This window comes from Candidatus Dedyshia acidiphila (assembly GCF_051025295.1).
In the GTDB taxonomy this organism is placed as follows: Bacteria; Acidobacteriota; Terriglobia; order Terriglobales; family Acidobacteriaceae; genus KBS-83.
In genome coordinates, this window is the sequence record NZ_JBMGJV010000059.1 from 1 (window position 1) to 17,872 (window position 17,872).

The 17,872-nt window shown below is 61.2% G+C and carries 12 protein-coding genes and 2 pseudogenes; all 14 read right to left on the minus strand.

Features of this window, described 5'->3' with window-relative positions; translation table 11 throughout:
- A partial coding sequence (locus AC5IJH_RS17280; protein ID WP_491904073.1) for a response regulator occupies positions 1-1,249 on the minus strand: 1,249 nt, incomplete at its 3' end.
- Positions 1,237-3,024 carry an ATP-binding response regulator gene (locus AC5IJH_RS17285; RefSeq protein WP_491904074.1) on the minus strand — a complete coding sequence of 596 codons (1,788 nt, stop codon included), beginning with the start codon at positions 3,022-3,024 and terminating at the stop codon, positions 1,237-1,239. The genes AC5IJH_RS17280 and AC5IJH_RS17285, both read right to left, overlap by 13 nt.
- An 8-nt stretch (positions 3,025-3,032) precedes the next feature.
- A complete protein-coding gene (locus AC5IJH_RS17290) occupies positions 3,033-4,019 on the minus strand; it encodes an ATP-binding protein (RefSeq protein WP_491904075.1) in 987 nt (328 codons plus the stop codon).
- The gene (locus AC5IJH_RS17295) at positions 4,007-4,414 is read right to left on the minus strand and encodes an anti-sigma regulatory factor (RefSeq protein ID WP_491904076.1); all 408 of its coding nucleotides are present in this window, start codon (positions 4,412-4,414) and stop codon (positions 4,007-4,009) included. Before AC5IJH_RS17295 ends, AC5IJH_RS17290 begins: the two co-directional genes overlap by 13 nt.
- Entirely contained in the window at positions 4,395-4,808 is a 414-nt protein-coding gene (locus tag AC5IJH_RS17300) for an STAS domain-containing protein (RefSeq protein ID WP_491904077.1), read from the minus strand. The genes AC5IJH_RS17295 and AC5IJH_RS17300 overlap by 20 nt, the downstream gene beginning before the upstream one ends.
- Positions 4,809-4,820: 12 nt before the next feature.
- Positions 4,821-5,705 (minus strand): STAS domain-containing protein, encoded by an 885-nt coding sequence (locus tag AC5IJH_RS17305; RefSeq protein WP_491904078.1) that lies wholly within the window; start codon positions 5,703-5,705, stop codon positions 4,821-4,823.
- A 375-nt stretch (positions 5,706-6,080) separates the two neighbouring features.
- Positions 6,081-8,336 carry an aryl-sulfate sulfotransferase gene (locus AC5IJH_RS17310; RefSeq protein WP_491904079.1) on the minus strand — a complete coding sequence of 752 codons (2,256 nt, stop codon included), beginning with the start codon at positions 8,334-8,336 and terminating at the stop codon, positions 6,081-6,083.
- A 685-nt stretch (positions 8,337-9,021) separates the two neighbouring features.
- Positions 9,022-10,673 (minus strand): annotated as a pseudogene (locus AC5IJH_RS17315) (GMC family oxidoreductase).
- A gap of 80 nt (positions 10,674-10,753) precedes the next feature.
- A complete protein-coding gene (locus AC5IJH_RS17320; RefSeq protein ID WP_491904080.1) occupies positions 10,754-11,524 on the minus strand; it encodes a gluconate 2-dehydrogenase subunit 3 family protein in 771 nt (256 codons plus the stop codon).
- A complete protein-coding gene (locus tag AC5IJH_RS17325; protein WP_491904081.1) occupies positions 11,521-12,489 on the minus strand; it encodes a hypothetical protein in 969 nt (322 codons plus the stop codon). The genes AC5IJH_RS17320 and AC5IJH_RS17325 overlap by 4 nt, the downstream gene beginning before the upstream one ends.
- Positions 12,482-14,221, minus strand: a complete 1,740-nt coding sequence (locus AC5IJH_RS17330; RefSeq protein WP_491904084.1) for a thiamine pyrophosphate-dependent enzyme — start codon at positions 14,219-14,221, stop codon at positions 12,482-12,484. Before AC5IJH_RS17330 ends, AC5IJH_RS17325 begins: the two co-directional genes overlap by 8 nt.
- A gap of 60 nt (positions 14,222-14,281) precedes the next feature.
- A pseudogene (locus tag AC5IJH_RS17335) lies at positions 14,282-15,378 on the minus strand (enolase C-terminal domain-like protein).
- 21 nt (positions 15,379-15,399) lie between these two features.
- Positions 15,400-16,557, minus strand: coding sequence for a M24 family metallopeptidase (locus AC5IJH_RS17340; protein ID WP_491904082.1), 1,158 nt, complete (start codon positions 16,555-16,557; stop codon positions 15,400-15,402).
- Between the two features lie 9 nt (positions 16,558-16,566).
- Entirely contained in the window at positions 16,567-17,568 is a 1,002-nt protein-coding gene (locus AC5IJH_RS17345) for an SDR family oxidoreductase (protein ID WP_491904083.1), read from the minus strand.
- Positions 17,569-17,872: the final 304 nt, after the last annotated feature.

Genomic DNA, 17,872 nt, shown 5'->3' on the forward strand with positions numbered 1-17,872 from the left:
TCTTCACCAGAAGACGGCCACCCTGATCCATGGCATCAAGCGCGTTCACGATAAGGTTCGAGATCACCTGCCGGATCTCTCCGCGAATGGCGTAGACGGTCAACGACGGATCGAGGTTAGTCTGCAGATCAATACCCTTTGCGGCGAGCCGTCGCGCGTAGAGATTCAAAGTGTCCTGCACGTTCTCCGAGATGTTGAAGTTCTGGGCCGTCGTGAGTTCACGGTAGAAGCCGAGGCTCTGCCGAGCGATGTGGGACAGACGCTCGATCTCAGAGAGAGCATCCTTGGCAAAGCTACGTGCGCGCGCGGGAACCTCCTCATCGGTTTCGATCAGGAACAACAGGTTCGTGATGGCCTCGAGTGGATTGTTCAGTTCGTGAGCGATGGCTGCAGTCAGACGGCCCGCAGCGGCAAGCTTCTCGGACTGGATCAACGCCTGTTGCGCAGATCTTTGTGCTGTAAAGAGCCGTGCGTTGGTGAGCGCGAGCGAGATTCGATAGGCCAGGTCCTCGGCATAGATGATGTCCGCCTTGGTGTAGGCGCGCTGGTTTGAATCGAGCACGAAGAGAACCAGCCCCGAGTCGGCCCCGTCATAGCGCAGCGGCACCGCGATCGCCGAGCCGACAGTCCCGAACTCGCCGAGTTGAGTCAGGTTTCGCGAGGACGCTGACTGGACGAGATCCAGGAGTGCCGGCGTGAGGCGGCCATTAGCAGTGCCTGGCGCGTCCTCGCCGGGGAAAATGAATTCACAGCGATCCGCGAAGAAGGGCGCCACGGATTGCCGCACCGCTTCCATCGTTTTTGCCAGATCGAGCGATTGGCTGATCTGGGGTCCGACGCGAGCCATGAAACGCAGCATGCGGTCTGCCTGGCTCGACCGAATCAAGGAGCGGATCAGGTTCAGCAGTTCCTGAGGATGCACTGGCTGTGCGATGTAGGCATCCGCTCCTCCGGAGAGTCCGACTGCACGCGCATCCGGATCCGCGAACCCGGCCGAGACCTGCACGATCGGAATGCCGTCATACGACGCATTCTGCCGGATGCGACGGCAGACATCGTAACCGCTCATGTCGGGAAGCTTTACGTCCAGAACGATGGCTAGAAGACTGGCGTTCAGGGCTCGGAGCGCTTCCGCGCCGGTCTTCGCCTCGATGGGACGGTACCCTTCCCGCTCGAGTATTCGGCAGATCGCGTAACGCTGCTCCTCTGTGTCATCCACGTAGAGGATTGGCTTGTCTACCTGGACCATGAGTCCTCTCCCTGATGCACATTGCTCAGGCCGACTTCCAGAAGCGCCCGCTCAAGCACTACGCGTTGTTCCTCGCTGGATGTGTCCTTTCTTTCCAGAACGTCTGTTTCGAGTGAGTGGAGGGTGGCGCGTTCTTCGGCCGTCAGCGTCTTCGAGGTGATCACGACCAGGCGCAGGTCGCGCAACTCGAGTTCCTTGCGCACAGAAGTGGCGAGTTCGATTCCATTGAGGCCCGGCATAACAAAGTCGAGAACGGCGAGCGCGGGTCTACGATCCCGAATCAATTCGAGCCCATCCTTGCCATTGACCGCCTCGAGGATGGGAGCCGAAGTCAGTGTCGTGAGCTGGCGCCGCAGCAGATATCTCGCGACCTCATCATCGTCGACGATCGCGATCAGAGCGTCGCGCGGTGCGTCATCCGGCGATGGCTTGCTCTCGCCCAGGTCGCCAACCGGCAGGCGCAGGTAAAACCGGGAGCCTCGGCCCACCTCGGACTCGAACCACATCTCGCCACCCAGCAACTCGGCAAAGCTTTTCGCCAAGGGGAGGCCGAGTCCGCTGCCCGCGTGCTTGGTCGGCCCTGAACCCTCGACCTGCGCCCATTCCTGCAGCACCAGCTCGCGATGTTCCGGCGCGATACCGACGCCGGTATCGGCTACCGAAAAAACGATCGATGCATCGATTCGCTTCGCAGAGACGACCACCTCACCCTGCTCGGTGAATTTGAGCGCATTGGAAATGAAGTTGCGCAAGATCTGCGACAGCTTGCCTTCATCCGTGATGAGTTCCAGCGGCTGCAGTGGAAGCTCAATACGAAGGTCGAGCTTGTCACTCTGCACCAGAGGACGGAACATGCCACGCAACGCCAAGAAGACATCCGCAATCGAGACCCGTGAAGAGCGCACCGCGACTTTCCCGGCCTCGACCTTCGCCAGATCGAGAAGGTCGTTCACAAGTTCTGTCAAATTCTGGGCCGAGCGAAGGATGAAGCCGACCTGCTTCTCCTGTTCAGGACTCAGATCGCCATCCGTGTGCTGAAGCAGAAGGCGCGAGAGGCTCACGATGCTGTTCAGAGGTGTGCGCAGTTCGTGAGTGACCGTCGACAGAAAGCGGCTCTTCATTTCATTCGCCTGCTGCACCGCCTGGGCCTTGTCCTCCAGATCGGCGTACAACACCATAACCCCGCGGTTCGTTTCTTCGAGCTCCTGGTTCAGTCGCTGCAGTTCCATCTCGCGCAGACTCAGTTGTTCCAGCAACTGCATGAGTTCATGGTTTTGATCGAGCAGAACCGAGACAGCATCGGTGGGTCGCGAGGCCGTCAGGACAGCGATGACGTCTTTATCCGATGGAGCATCTTCAACGGCCGCGCCTGTCAGATATTTGACGAGGGTGACGCGGGTGCCCTGCGGACCGGTTTGCAGGTCGAAGTGATCCGTCAGGCGCCTGGCGCCCACAAGACCCAGTCCCATACCAGTGGCAGACTGGTAGTTCCCGCTCCAGATGCTCTCAAGATCAGCAATCCCAGAGCCGCTATCCTCGACCACGACTCGGAGCGCCGTGCGTGGGACGCGATCGATGAAGTACTCGACCTTGCCACCCTTTGCATACGTGTAGGCGTTCCGCACAATCTCTGACAGCGCGGTAGCGATGCGCGTCTGATCCTGTTTTTCCATGCCGAGCAGGGCGGCGATCTCACTGGAGCGGCGACGCGCCAGCAGCAGGTCGGTCTCCCGCGTAATGTTGACGGTCAGCAATGGGATTTGCGAACTGCGCACGGGTTTGCTCACAATCGCACGACCAAGGCCGTTGCATCATCGCGGCCGCGGTTGAAGTCTCGATGGAGGATGGCCGCCACTGCCGGTGGTGCAGCCTGCAGCAGGCCGGGGTAGGCGTCCAGACTCCAGTGCGTCGAGATGCCATCGGAGTGCATGACGAGCAGGTCGCCTTCACCAAACGGATAGTCAAACGCGCTGATCTGGCGGGCCTGGTGTCCGATCGTGCCGTTGTGCGAAACCAGATGTGTGACGCGTGTGGGACCGAACAACCGCCCACTGATGTTGCCCACCCCGCAGTAGGTCGCGACATGCCTGTCGTGGTTGAAGCAGATCACCGCAAGGGCGGCGCCGCGAGTGCTACGCAGGTGGCCATGCATCTGCCGCACCATGGCGGTGGCATCGAGCGCCGTGGCAGAGTTAAAGCATTCGACTGCCAGGCCTGCGGCCTCGGAGGCATGCAGCCCGTGTCCCAGCCCATCGACGACGAGGTAGCATTCCCGCCCTGCTTCCGCCTTGCATGCCCAGCGGTCACCACTTACCTGTTCGCCTGGCATGGCCGTGCAAACCACTCCCGGGGGCGATGCTTGCACATCCTCTTCATAGAACCGCGCGCCGACGACCGTGCCGCGGTCGGGCCAGGAGTATGCCTGCATCTGGTCCGAGACGCGCCGGATGGCACCCAGACCAAGCCCCGGTGTTGACGCCGAGGAGTAGCCGTCCTCGCCGCACGCGAGCAGATCCACCATGCCGGGGCCAGAGTCGACTGCAAGAAGTTCGAGAACGCACGCCTGCACAAATGCGTTCAGCAGGAGGGCGCCACCACTGGCATGTTGCAGGAGATTGTTGGCAAGCTCGACAGCCGCGATCTCCACCTTGTCGGCGCGTGCCTCCAAAAGGCCGATGCGCAGGGCCTGTCTGCGGGCGGTGCGCCGCGCCAGGGCGACCTCCGACGAGTCATGCACCGGAATGACGATGGTCTGCCCTATCGGGTCCATTTCGTAACAGTCACCGTGGTTCCTTCCCGGATCTGTGAGTGGACGTGGAACTCATCGACCAGCCTTCTGGTCCCACTCAAACCGAGACCCATGCCGGTACCCGTGGTGTAGCCGTCCTGCAAAGCCAGAGCGATGTCGGGGATGCCGGGGCCCTGATCCGTGAACGTGAGGCGCAGACCTCGCCGTGCCCCCTCATGCAGCACTTCCATCAAGACATCCCCGCCACGGCCGTAATCAAGGGTGTTCCGCGCAATCTCACTCGCGGCGGTTACGATCTTGGTCTGATCGACAAGGCCAAACTTTGCGCTTACCGCCTTTTGTCGGACTGCGGTGCGAACCAGTACAACGTGCTCTGAGGATCGGATGGGAAGGCTCTCAGCCTCCAGTATGTCCATCGTTCTCCTCTTCCACCTGCACCTCGATGGGACCTCTGTCATGCAGTTGGCCGCGCAGAATCTCCATCCCACGTTCGACGGTCAGCGCCGTGCGAATGCCAGAGAGAGACAGGCCCAGTTCCACCAGCGTGATCGCTACGGCGGGGCGCATGCCGACCACGACGGTTTCCGCGTCGAGGATACGAGACATGCTCGCGATATTGCCCAGCATGCGACCGATGAACGAATCCACCACATCGAGCGACGAGATATCGATCAGCACGCCCTTCGAGCTGTAGCGCACGATCTGATTCGTCAGGTCGTCCTGCAGCTGGAGAGCGAGCCGATCGTGCATGTCCACCTGCACGGTGATCAGCAGGAAGGTGCCCATCCGGAGAATCGGGATATGTTCCATCGATTCGCCTGCCTACTCCGCCAGCCCTGGCACGACGCGCCTATCGCTGCTTCGTACCGGGCTGATCTGCAGATTTGCCTTTTTGAGAGCGACCCGGAACGCGTCCGCGAGGCTTGCCTTGGTGATGACATCGCCCAACTCAACCCCAAGATGCACGATTGTCTGGGCGATCTGCGGCCGTATCCCGCTGATGATGCACTCGGCGCCCATCAGGCGCGCTGCCGTCACTGTCTTCAGCAGATGCTGAGCGGTGAGCGTATCGACCGTGGGCACACCGGTGATGTCAATGATCGCAATCTCCGATCCGGACTCCACGATGCGTTCCAGCAACGATTCCATGATGGTCTGAGTGCGCGACGAGTCAAGGGTGCCGATGATGGGTAGAGCGAGAATTCCGTCCCAGAGCTTCACTACGGGCGTGGACAGCTCCATCATCTCCTGCTGTTGGCGGCGAATGACCTCTTCACGTGTGGTCTGGTGGACCTCTGTCGTGTAGAGGCCGAGCTGATCGAGCAGAGCGTTGACGCGCCAGGTCTCTGTAGCCAGCGCAGACGCATCGTCCTTGTAGGTATCGCGCACGCGTTGAAACAGCGGCTGCTTGAGCGAAAAGACGAACAGTGCCGTGTCGCTCGGCGAGAAGCCGAGGGTGGCGCGACTGGTCGAGATCTGGGAAAGAAAGCGCCGGATCGACTCGAACTCGCCTCCGCGAATGTCTCCGGTGCCCCCGGCGATCATCGCCTCTTGTAGAAGCTGGAGGAATTCCTTGGAATGCTCGCGAAGGTCGGCGTCCGCAATCCGTCCCTTCGAGCGAATGGCTTCTTTCTGAACGAGCATCCACGCTGCCAGCAGCTCATCCTCGTGGCGTCGCAGGAGGTCTCTGAGTTGGGTGTCACTCACGTTCTATCCCTTTCTATGTCAGACGATCTCAGCGTGCGAACTCATGAAGCGCCACAGATCGCAGATGATTCTAGCGTCTCTGAAGGAGGTGCGCGGAGTACGAGACCTCAGTCGCGCAGGGCTGATTCCATCTGAACGATCGTTTCATCGCAACTAGGATGCAGATGAGGCCTTCACGTCTGTCGAATTGTCACCGGGTCCAGTCGTCCATTGGGACGTGGCGAAGCGTTGCGGAAGCAGAGCGGCACGAGGCGGGCTTAGAGGCAACGAAAGAGGCCCGCCGAAGGCGAGCCTCTTGTCTGGTTACGTCACTCTGCTCAGGTCAGGATCAGCGCAGGACGCGAACAGTTGCCCTGATGCTGCCATTCCCCACCGCTACCATTGCACTCCCGGATACAAGCTCGGCAGCCGCTCGGCTCGATACACGTTCGCTCCCTGCACCTGCATGCTCCACACGGTCTGCGGGGTGCTTTCCTGCGTGACCTCGTAGATGCCGGCGTTTTTGCCGAGACCGCACAAGGCATAGTGCACATCGCCATTTGCTGTTTGTTCTGTGCTGCCGCCGAAGAAGCTGTACAGCGATGTGGGAAGTATCTGGTGAAAGGTGAGGGTTGCTGTTTTGGCGCGCTCGTCAATCTGGAATACCGGAATGCTGGTGTATGTACAAGGTGGCTGTCCTGCAGCTCCGCAGGACACACCGCCCGCGAACTGCCGGTCGTCTCCATTGTCCATCAGGCCCAGAGAGAAGACTCCGCTTGTATTCGCACTGAAGAAAGTTGGATTGTGCTGAGCATAGAACCAGTCCGTCGGATCCACACCGCCCTTCAGGGGCATGTCGCCGCCCTGACCAAGCCGCCACAGGATGCCTCCATCGCCGGTCCCATCTGCGTAGTTCAGCTTCACGACCCAGTTCTGATGTCGCATGGAGATGATGATGTTGCCATCGTCCTTGGAGTAGAGCACCGCGTTGGCGTGTGTCCAGTCGGGGAACAGGTAGGGGTGACGATTGGGATCCAGGTGATTGAATGCGTTCCACGCCCAGACCGGGTGCAGATCCTGATCGAGATCGATAATCACATCGCCAACCACCAATAACGGCTGCGTGTTCGTCAGTGCCGGGGTTGTTGCCGCGGAGAGATACATCTGAGTGCTGGCAAGAACAAGCCAGTGGCCATTCGGAAGGGGCTCCACATCGTGGTGAAAGACATCGAGCTTCATACGGCATTCCGAACAGGTTGCTGACGCCAGTTGATCATTGAGATCGGCCACGGTGATCTCACGCACTGTGTCGCCGGCGAGGTTGACCTCGCGGAGCTCGTTGATTGCGTCTGCCACTGTACCCCCGCTCAGCGCAATGTTTGAGCTCGGCCCCACGGGAAACAGGAAATTGCCGTTGGGTAGTACCTTGACCCCGGTGATCGAATTCAGTTTGACGTTGCCCGGGTCCGCGTAGGTCCAGATCGTGTTGCCAGCCAGATCCGTCACGACGATCCCTGTTGGCGTAGCGCCGATCGGGTTAATCATTTCCACGCCGGGCTGCGGTGTCATACCAGGTGCAGTGACCGTCGTGGCGTGCAGCACCATACTGGTGGGGAGTGCACCGGTGGTGAAAGTGTGATCGGTATCCGTGACGTTCACGCCATTCGAGAACGAAAGGTTCGCTCGCATGTGATAGAGCGTGCTAGCGCGCATGCCGGCGACAAAGATGCTGACCGAACCTGGGGTGCTCGTCGCCCTCGTCCAGGTCGTCAGGCCATAGGTCTGATCTGTACCGAAGCTGATGCTGACCGAACCCGGATACGGCATCGCCACCGTGTACAGCGCAACCTGCGGATTATGGGTGGGCGTCACCTGGCCGACAGGAACGGCGAAGGAGGTGCCCGAGAGAGCGACGCTCTGCTGGGTACCTGCGGCCACGCCTTGCATACCGAGGCTAAGGCTCGCTGCCTGCAGGCCAGGTGCAGACGCGACGGTTGGCGTGTAACTGACGAGTACGCTGCAGTTTGCTCCCGCGGCGAGTTGCTGACCGCAACTGCTGCTGCCCGCTGCACTGCCCGTGACAAGCGCAAACGCCGAATCACCCGACAGAGCGGGGTTGAGAGTTAGTGTTGTTCCACCCGTGTTGGTCACCTGAACCGCCGACTGAGTCAGGCTGCTTCCTACGAGATCACTGCCAAAGTCGAAGGCTACCGTGTTGAGCGCGACCGTGGTGACCGGGGCATTCACAACTGCCAGTGAAGCGGACGCGGTCTGCTGGGTCGTTCCGGACGCAGCTTTCAGAGATATCTGTGCCGTGCCCAGGGTCGAATTTGCGGCCGCTGTGAGCATGAATTTTCCTGTGCTGCCGACTGGCACCGAGAGCACGTCAGGCGTCGCAACCACACCGGACGGCAGTCCGCTCAGCGTCATGTTTACCGGCCCCTGAAAGCCAGTTTGCGAGGTCGCCGTCACCACGAAAGGCTGCGCATCGCCACCGGCTGTGAGCGTAAGTGAACCCGATACGAACTGAACCGAAAAGGTTGAGCTCGCCGCCGCTGCGGCCGGCGCCTTCGTTACCGCAGACGTACCGCCGCAGCCCGTTATACCGGCCAAGACCACCACGCCACCCAACATGCAAGTTATCCGCTTCATGATGTCCTCAAGAGAAAAAGTCGTTCAAGCTCTACAGCAACTAACTTGCACTCCAAGGGCGAGCTGCTCGCGACAGATGACTTGCCGCAATTGCCTGTCCAGGTTTTCGAGCGCGAAGGGGCCCATGTAGCAAATGCTCGGCTCCGCTGGATTGAAAGACTGAAGTGGGACTGTGCGGAACCTGATCAGTACAGTAGGTGATCTTGGTAACTTGACATATGTTGCTTTGGTTGTAGCTCCGTGACGGTACTTGAAAGACATGTATCTGGGGGTCCAGACATCCGTATCGGCCCGGCGGAATCACAAGCCGGGCTAGAAGCACCCGCTCACTTCCACATCCAGATAGATTGATACACAAGTCTTCTGGGCATCCTGCTTTCGGGGCGATAAGCCGGTTCTCGTGTCCGTAGTGCGCGCCCGGCGGAGAATCCGTGCACGCGGGCTGGTGCCTGCGGAGACAGACGGGTCTGGCACTCTACTGTGCCGGCTACTCTGTAAGCCTGCGGCTCAGGAACATGATGAGGAAAAGGGGCTCGCGCGCCCTGCACTGTTATCGGCGGAGATCACGATCAGCGGGCACAACGGGACGATGCGAGGCAGCCCGGGCGGCTCGCGCCAGGCCTTGGTCGGCTCCTGGCGTGGTGTGTCGGATAACACACCTGGAGCCGTCCTGCTCTGCCGGAATTCAGGTGAGGCGTGGCACTCCGTGTCCGTAGGTGTCTGGAGGCGCAAGATCGCGGCGCATCGGCGGCTCTTCCATCGACCGCTCGTTGCTGCTGAAGGTGCGCGCGCCCTGCGCGATAAGATAGTCAGCGGTGCGTGCGGCCAACGCCTGAATCGTCAGGCCTGGATTTGCCGAGCCCTGCGTCGGCATGATGAGCCATCGCAGACAAACAGATTCGCGATGTCATGCGTTCGCCCGAACTTATCGACCACAGAACTTCGAGCGTCGCTGCCCATTCGCGCTGCTCCGACAAGGTGCGCATAGCGAGCTTCCTGCACCACTTCGGTCGCTCCGGCGGCCTGCATCACAGCCATGGTCTTTTCCTTAGCTGCCCTTATCAATCGCTTGTCATTTTCATGCAGGTTGAAGGTGACGTTCGCGACGGGAATGCCGAAGCGGTCCTTCTCCTCCGCTAGCGTCACGCGATTGTTCGGCCAGGGAAGAAACTCCCCGAGCAGGCCGAAAGCAGCCCAGTGGTTGTAATCCATCATCTCCCGCCGCAGTCCCCAGCCCCAAGCGCCCTTTGCGGAGACCATCTGCTTCGCGAACGCAATCGGCAGCGGACCGATGGTCTGGATCGCGAAGCCGCGGGCAAAGTCGTTCTTCGAATCCGTCTCGTAGAACTCTTCCGTGAGTGCATGCGCCGGTGGCGCTTTATACATGCGAACCGGCTGCTCAAATCGCCCGAGGATCGTGTTGCCCGCCTGGGACATCAGGTATCGGCCGACAGTATCGCTTGAGTTCGCGAGGCCGTTCTCATGCCCCGGGCAGGCCGAGTTGAGCAGCAGGCGCGGTGTTTCGATCGCGTAGCCGGAGACAATCACTGCCTTCGCTCGTTGGAAGCGAGACCGCCCCTCTCGATCGTAGTAATGCACGCCAGTGACGCGATGCTCGGGCTCCAGCTCTACGCGCGATGCCATCGAGTGGTCCCGCACCTCAGCGCCATGCACGAGTGCATCGGGAACATGCGTGATCAGCGTGCTCGCCTTCGCACCCACCTTGCATCCCTGGATACAGAACCCGCGGTAGATGCAGTGAGGACGGTTGCCGCGCGAACCAGCGAGGATCGCTACCGGACCGCCGATGGACACGGGAATGTTCAGCGCGGTGCACCCCTTGATCAACGCATTACCGACGCCTCCCATCGGGTGTGGTCCATAGACGTAGCCGTGCGGGTGGCCCCAGGGGTAGTAGGCTGGCCCGGATACGGGCATCTCGAGCTCGATCTGCTCGTGGTACGGGCGCAGAACCTCATAGCTGATCGGCCAGTCCACCCCGACGCCGTCTTTCGTGTAGATCTCGAAGTCCGACGGGTGCAGGCGCGGCGTGAATGCTGCCCAGTGCACCGACCCCCCGCCCACTCCCTTCCCCGAGTTATTAGCACCAAGGGCCAATGGATCGGTTCCCCCGGTGACCCGCGGGTCCTCCCAGTACAGCTCATGCGATCCAGATTCGTCACTTACCCAGTCACGCTCTGTGTCCCAGAAAGGGCCGGCCTCGAGCGCGACAACGCAGAATCCCGCACGCGCAAGACGCTGCAGTAGAACGCCACCTGCCGAGCCACAACCCACGATGAGATAGTCCACCTCCTCATCGTCGCGAAAGCACCGCATCGGAACATCAATCGTCTGCAAGGGCCCGAGGTGGTGCCGACCATTGTCATGATTGTGAAATGCACCGAACAGTGGCTTGTTCACTTGATCGACTCCGAGGAGTCGTTCTGGGCCGATTCGGTGTGGAGATGCTGGCGCGACTCGGTCATATCTGAGGCGGATTCGGACGGAGCTCGCCAGGCGTAGCGCTGCTCTGCTACTTCCCAGGGTTCAGGCTCGCCACGTTCGAGTCGTGTGTAGGCGCGTGGATAGGCCGGCCCGCCAAAGCCGATCTCATTCCACGACCACGGATGCGCGTAGTAGCCATCAATGGCGTCCTGCATCAGCATCTGCCAGAAACGACCGACAGACATATCGCTCCAGATCGCCCGTGCTGCAGCTGGTTTCCCGTCGTGGATGGCTTTGAGTGTGTTCTCGCGGTCCGGATAGGAGAGGTCCAAGAACGCGCGCCCGAAACGTGCCACTGCCTCCTCATCGATCGCCTGCTGACCCAGGCGATATGCTTCACGATTCGGCGGCATGTTCGCGTAGCGATAGCCGACGCCGCGGTTCTCATACAGGTGCGCATCGACTGTCTCGAGCACAGGTATGCGGCGTTCCCGGGTGCGATCGTCCTGCGGCAGCAGGTGGTCGAAGACGCAGCGCCAGAAGGCAGTCTGCTGCGCATCGAAGTAGCGGATCGGCGGCGGCTCGTCAACACGCTTCAACACTAGTCTTCGGGTCGCTTCGTCCCAGTAGGCCTGCTGCGAGAGGATATCGTAACCCTGGTAATAGCCTGGCTGATCGCTGGCAGCGAGCGGACGCCCGGTCGCCGGGTCTGTGGGAAGGTGCAGGTCTGTCTCCGTCTTCATGGGCGCCTCCTGCGGAGAAGGCTGGCCAGCAGGCCCAGCGTTCCCGCCGCCCCAAACAGGAGTGGGGCGAAGATGGGCGGTCCGTACATAACGTTGTAGAGCAGGTGACGGCGTCCGCCCGGACGCCGCAACACCCCGCGTGCGTGATAGAAGAAGCCCACCGCGGCATCAGCACAGGCCAGCAGAGCAACCGCGGGCAGCAGCGTGGTCGCGATTCGCCGGCTGCGCATCGACCAGAACGCCGCACCCGCCAGCGCGGGGGCCAGCAGCACGGGGGTCCACTGCGCCGCGTAGCGGAAGTTGTTTTTGTAGTGCGAGTAGTAGGCCTCGAATCCGCTGAGCAGCGCACCGACCCCGGTGACCAGCGCGACTTGGCTCTGAAAGCGTCCTTCGCGCATGTCCTGCGCATACGAGATAAAGTCGCGCGCAGTTCGGCGAGGAAGAAGGCCCATCCACAGGCTTTCGCGGTGACGACGCCGTATCAGGTATGGACGCGGGTGCTCGCGCCGCAAGTACGAGGCGACCAGTCCGAGGTACGCACTCGTGCCGAACAACACCGGCGCGAACACAGGCGGACCCATGATCATGTTCGTCATTGGCAGCCGCCAACCGCCCGGTTTGCGCGCGATGCCGCGGACGTGGAAGTAGAACCCGATTGCGGCATCGGCCAGTGTGATGATCGACGTCCAGCGAAGAAAACCCCGTCCGATGCCGTTGCTGAAGAAGGCCGCCAATCCAGCCGATGTGAGCACGCCGCTTAGAATCACTGGCGTGTACATAATTGGATTGCTGTAGCTGCCCCGGTAATGCTCGTACGCGACTTCGAGCTCGCTGACGGCGCTTGTGCCAGCCGTCACCAGTGCAAGGCTGCGCTGGAATCGCCCCTCACGAATTCGATCATCGACAAGACGTGCACCGCGCAGCGGGTGGAGCAGAAATCCGAGATGTTCAGCGGTGCTAGACAACTTCGCGCACCTCGTCTTCAAGCACGGTTTTGATGATGCGGCCGGCGTCCTTCTCACCGCGCAGCAGGGCCTTCGCGAATTTGTAGGCCTGCTCCGTGGTCACCTTGCCGGGCATTGGTGGCTCGTTCGGATCGACCACGGCCTGCACGATGGACGGCCCGTGGTGCGCCAGCGCTTCGCGCAGAACAGACTCGGCTTCTTCCGGCCGCTCGATCGTAAATCCACGAGCGCCGCACGCCTCGGGCACCTTGGCAAAGTCGATGGGCTCGAGCTCCACCCCGAACTGGGGGTTGCCGTCGAGGATCATCTGCTCCCACTTGATCTGTCCGAGCACATTGTTTTTGATCACGACGACGCAGACGCGCAACTGGTACTTCACCAGCGTCGCAATCTCGCCCATCAGCATCGTGAGTCCTCCATCGCCAACAACGCAGACCACTTGGCGGCCGGGATAAGCGACCGCGGCGCCGATGCTATAAGGCAGTCCGTTCGCCATCGTGGCCAGCAGGCCGCTGAGCGAGAACTGCATGCGGCCACGCATCTCGATCTGCCGCGCTGTCCAGGTCGCAATCGTTCCCGAGTCCGACGACACGATCGCATCATCATCCAGCAGCTTGTTCAGGTTGTAGGTGACGACCTGCGGCTTCATCGGCATGTCCTTGCGCGTGCCCCGCTCTTCCATCAACTCGTTCCAGGTGCGCATGTGGCCCTGAGCCTTCTGCAGGAAGTCATCCTTCTTACGTGTCAGCAAGGGGAGCAGCGCCTGAAGTGTCGTGCGGCTGTCTCCGACGAGTCCGACTTCCACCTGATGCCGAAGGCTGATGCGTGTCGGATCGAGGTCGATCTGCACAGACTTCGCCTGCCCTGGCTTAGGCAGAAACTCCATGTAGGGGTAGCTGGTCCCGATCATGATCAACGTGTCGCACTGCTCCATCACATCGACAGAAGGTGCGGTGCCGAGCAGGCCAAGGCCACCCGTCGTGTAAGGACTGCGATCTGGCAGCACTGCCTTGCCGAGCAGCGCCTTCACCACCGGGCCACCCACTGTCTGCGCCAGTTGCTCAACCTCCGCACTGGCGTGCAGCGCGCCACGGCCCACCATGATCGCCACACGCGATCCGTTGTTGATCAGTTCGGCCGCACGGCGCAGCAGCGGTTCTGCCGGCTTGATCTCGAGTGGTGTCGCCAGGTCCGCGCTATGTTGCTTGATATTCGCGGAGCTCCTGTGTGCGTGGCTGATCGGCCATTCCTGCATGTCCTTCGGGATACAGATATGCGACACACCACGCTTGCCATACGCTGAGCGAATCGCCATATCAACAACGTTGTCGACGTGCGCTGGGCCCATGATCCGCTCGTTGTAGACCGATACATCCATGAATAGCTTGTCGAGATCGACATCCTGCTGATAGTCCGTGCCGATCAGATCGTGGAAGGTGTGGCCAGTGATGGCGAGTACGGGCTGCTGGTCGCACTTCGCGTCATACAGTCCATTCAGCAGATGAATGCCGCCGGGGCCGGACGTCGCACAGCACACACCGATTCGCCCGGTGTACTTCGCGTACGCGCATGCGGCGAATGCGGCCGCCTCCTCATGTCGTACCTGGATGAAGCGCAGCGTATCGCGATGGGTACGCAGGGACTCGAAGAATCCGTCCACGCCATCCCCGGGAAAGCCAAAGATCGTATCGACTCCCCACTCCACAAGACGTTCGACGATCAAGTCTGCTATCTACTTCGCCATTGCTCTTCCCTTCCGAGCGCTCAGCGCTCCTAAAACAAGTCGGTTGCATCACGCACGAAAGCGCACCACAACCTGCTCCTTGAGCGTCAGGCCGTTGCCTGGTGCGCTCAGGTCCGGATACATGCACCCGTCCCTGGGCTCGCAAAAGCCGTCGAAGAACATGCGCTCGATACGTGCGTGATCGTGAAAGAACTCCATGTGCACAAGCCGCGGCACGGCGCAGCAGACGTGCAGATGCATGCTGGGTCCGCAGTGGGCGGAGAGCGGCAGGTTGTGTGCCCAGCAGAGCGCCGCCGCCTGCGCGAAGCCGGTGATACCACCGCAGCGCGTGCAGTCTGCCTGCAACGTTGTGACCGACTGCGCCTTGATCATGCGTGCGAAATACCACGCGGCATAGCCGTACTCACCGGCGGCAATGTCCATGCCAGCCGGTGCGTGCTGGCGGACCTGATTGAGTCCGACAAGATCGTCGGCGCTCACCGGCTCCTCGAACCAGACCACACCCTGCTCGGCGAACCGATCGGCCAGCGCCAGCGACTGCGCGACGGTGTAGGCACACCATTCGCGTCCACAAATAACTCGCAGTCCGGCCCGATCGCCTCTCGCGCCACGCGCACGCGCTCCGGATCCTGTTGCGGGTGCGTGCCGATCTTCATCTTGACGCGATCGAAGCCCTGCTCGGCCCACCCGCCCAGCTGCGCTCGCAACTGCTCATCGGAGTAGGTCGTAAAGCCGCCACTGCCGTAGACGGGCGCACAGCTTCGCATCTGCCCTAGCATTTGAACCAGCGGTATGTCGAGCAGGCGCGCAGCAAGATCCCAGAGTGCGCAATCGATCGCGGAGACGGCCATCGTCGCGGCTCCGGTCTCGCCGGAGTTGCGAATCTGCCGCAGCATCTTCTCCCACGTGGCTGCGTGATCGAAGACGTCTGACTGGAGAACGATTCGCTCGAGAAGCTCGCTAGCGAGCGCATGCGCGCCACGGTCAGCATATGTGTAGCCGATGCCGCGGTGTCCGCCACATTGCAGTTGGATCAGAACCATCGAGGTGCTCGTCCACTCGAACGTGCCATCCGCCTCAGGGAAATCGGTCGGCACCGCGTAGAACTCAGCTGAAGCGCGTGCGATGGACCGATCCTGGTTCATGACCCTCACTACCTGCTCGGCTCAGAAGTCGGTCAGGACCTCTGCGCCATCGTTGCGGCAAGCGACGACGTCGCAATGCCTGAGTCCGCCGACACCCTCGACATAAAGCGCCGGCTCGATGTTGAACGTCATGCCCGGGACAAGCGTGTCCGGCGAATCCGGGTGGAGACGCGGCAGAGCCCGTGCATTCGCCGCGGCGAAGCCCACACCATGCCCCGTCGAGTGCTTAAAGGCGTTGCGAAAGCCGTGCCGCTCCAGCACCTCGCGCGCCGCAGCATCGACTGCGCGTGCCGACTGGCCTGGCCACACGGCCCGCAGCGCCGCCTCTCGTGCCTCGCGCACTGCCTTGCACATCCGGTCTACAGGCTCGGTCGCCGAGCCGGCAACCCAGGTGCGCGTGATGTCCGTCCAGTAGCCATCGCCGACGGTATTCGCGTGGATCAGCACCAGGTCGCCATCCTCAAGACGACGACGGCGCGTGCGCGCATAGGCTCCATAGGCCACGTAGGAGTTCGGCCCTGACATGCAGAAGAAGTTGCCCTCGCTACGTTCGAAGCCGAATGACTCGCTGGTTGCGAATGCATACGCCACATCGGCAGCCACTTCGTTCTCGTGGCGGCCGGGCTGGATCGCCTCGCGTGCGACTGCAAAGGCGATCGCGGCTTTGCTGCAAGCCCGTCGCATGGCATCGATCTCCGGCTGGGTCTTTACGGACATCATCTGCACGAGGAGGCGGCCCGCATCCTGCACGGCGCGTGCAGGGCGGAGGGCCGCGATGAGAGCTCGGACAGTGATGCGCAACTGGTGAGTCGCGAGGTAGGGGTTCGGCTCCATCGCCGAGCTAAGTCGGAGGCCGACGGGGCCGTCCGGCACTCCCTTGAGTGCTTGTTCGAAGGGGTCGCGCAGCGCGTCGGAAAGGGAGACTATGCGCTTTAGCTCTGCGGGGTGATACGCGATGAGTTCTGCAGATGATGTGGCTCGGGCAAGCTCGACCTCATCTTCCGGAACAATACAGATGAGCCGATCGTCACTGGTGGCGATTGCGAGGCTTGCTGCCATCACCGGCCAGTATCCCGTCAGGAGCAGCACCTCCTGCGGGGACACCGCGACAAGGGCTGCCAGACCGCTCCGCTCGAGAGCGTCCTGCGTGCGCGCGCGCCTTTCCGGATCAGCTCCCATGCGCTTCGCTCACCACCACCGTCGTGCGATCGTGGAGGTTGTCGCGGTCAACAGCAAAGCGGCTCCGACAAAGAACCATTGCCGGTGCAGCGATACGAACACCTCTGCGCTGGACCGCTTGGAACGATCGTCAAAAGCGCCGCGAGCACTGTGCGTACCGGGCACGTATTCATAGAGATTGTTGGGAGCTTTCGGATCCTGTAATTGGTCGAGTCGCTGTTGCGATTTGTACCCGGTGTTGCCGAGATATCGATCGAGCAGACCTGGGATGAACTTCTGCCCCAGGATTGCAGCAACGGTGGACGAGCCTACCCAATACTCGCGACGGGGTTCTGCCGCGGTAGCGGCGACAGCAACGACCTCCGCGCAGACCTCAGGCTCGAAAATGGGCGGTACGGGCTGCGTTCTGTGCGGTAGCCGGTTCTTCACCCAGTCGAATTGTGTCGTGTTCATGGCCGGCATCTGCACGGCTGTAATCTTTACGTTGCTATGGTCGTGGATCAATTCGCAGCGCAGCGAATCGGTAAATCCGTTGATGGCGTGCTTGCACGCACAGTAAGCAGACTGCAATGGAATCGAACGGTAGGCGAGCGCAGATCCAATTTGCACAATCGTGCCCTGATCGCGTGACTTCATCCGGCGGAGCGCCGCCATTGTTCCATGCACGAAGCCGAGATAAAGCACCTCAGTGACTCGCTTGTAGTCGGACGCTTCCATCTCGCTGACGGGAGAGAACACGCTCACCATCGCGTTGTTCACCCATATATCAATGGGGCCGAGTTCCTGTTCGACACGGCTGGCGGCCTGCTCGACTGCATCTGCGTCGCTTACATCGGCGGTAAGACAGATGGCGTGTCCTCCCATCTGCTCACATTCGAGCCTGGCGGCTTCAAGCGCCTCCGGGTTGCGCGCGATCAGCCCGAGTTGAAATCCGCGCCGTGCAAAGTTGTGAGCGATGGCGCGTCCCAGTCCAGCAGAAGCACCGGTAATCACCGCAATTCGGCGCTGCACGTCAGCCCACCTCGCGTAAAAGATTCACTAGCAGTCCTACCAGGTAGGAGGTACGAATTGTGTTTGTGGATGCCAACAACACGAAAGCAAACCAGAGCAGAAGAACGCTCGTTCTGCTCACTGCGTGATTACGATGACTTGCGTTGAGTCAGATCTTCGAGCGTTCGCGACTGTGAGTCAGACGCCATCCCGATCGCACCAGCCACGCAGTGCAGCCGGCCGTGATCATGCACCACGAGCAGACGCGGCCATACACGAGCACCTGTCGAATTACATTCCCACCGGCCACGCCCGCATCCACCAT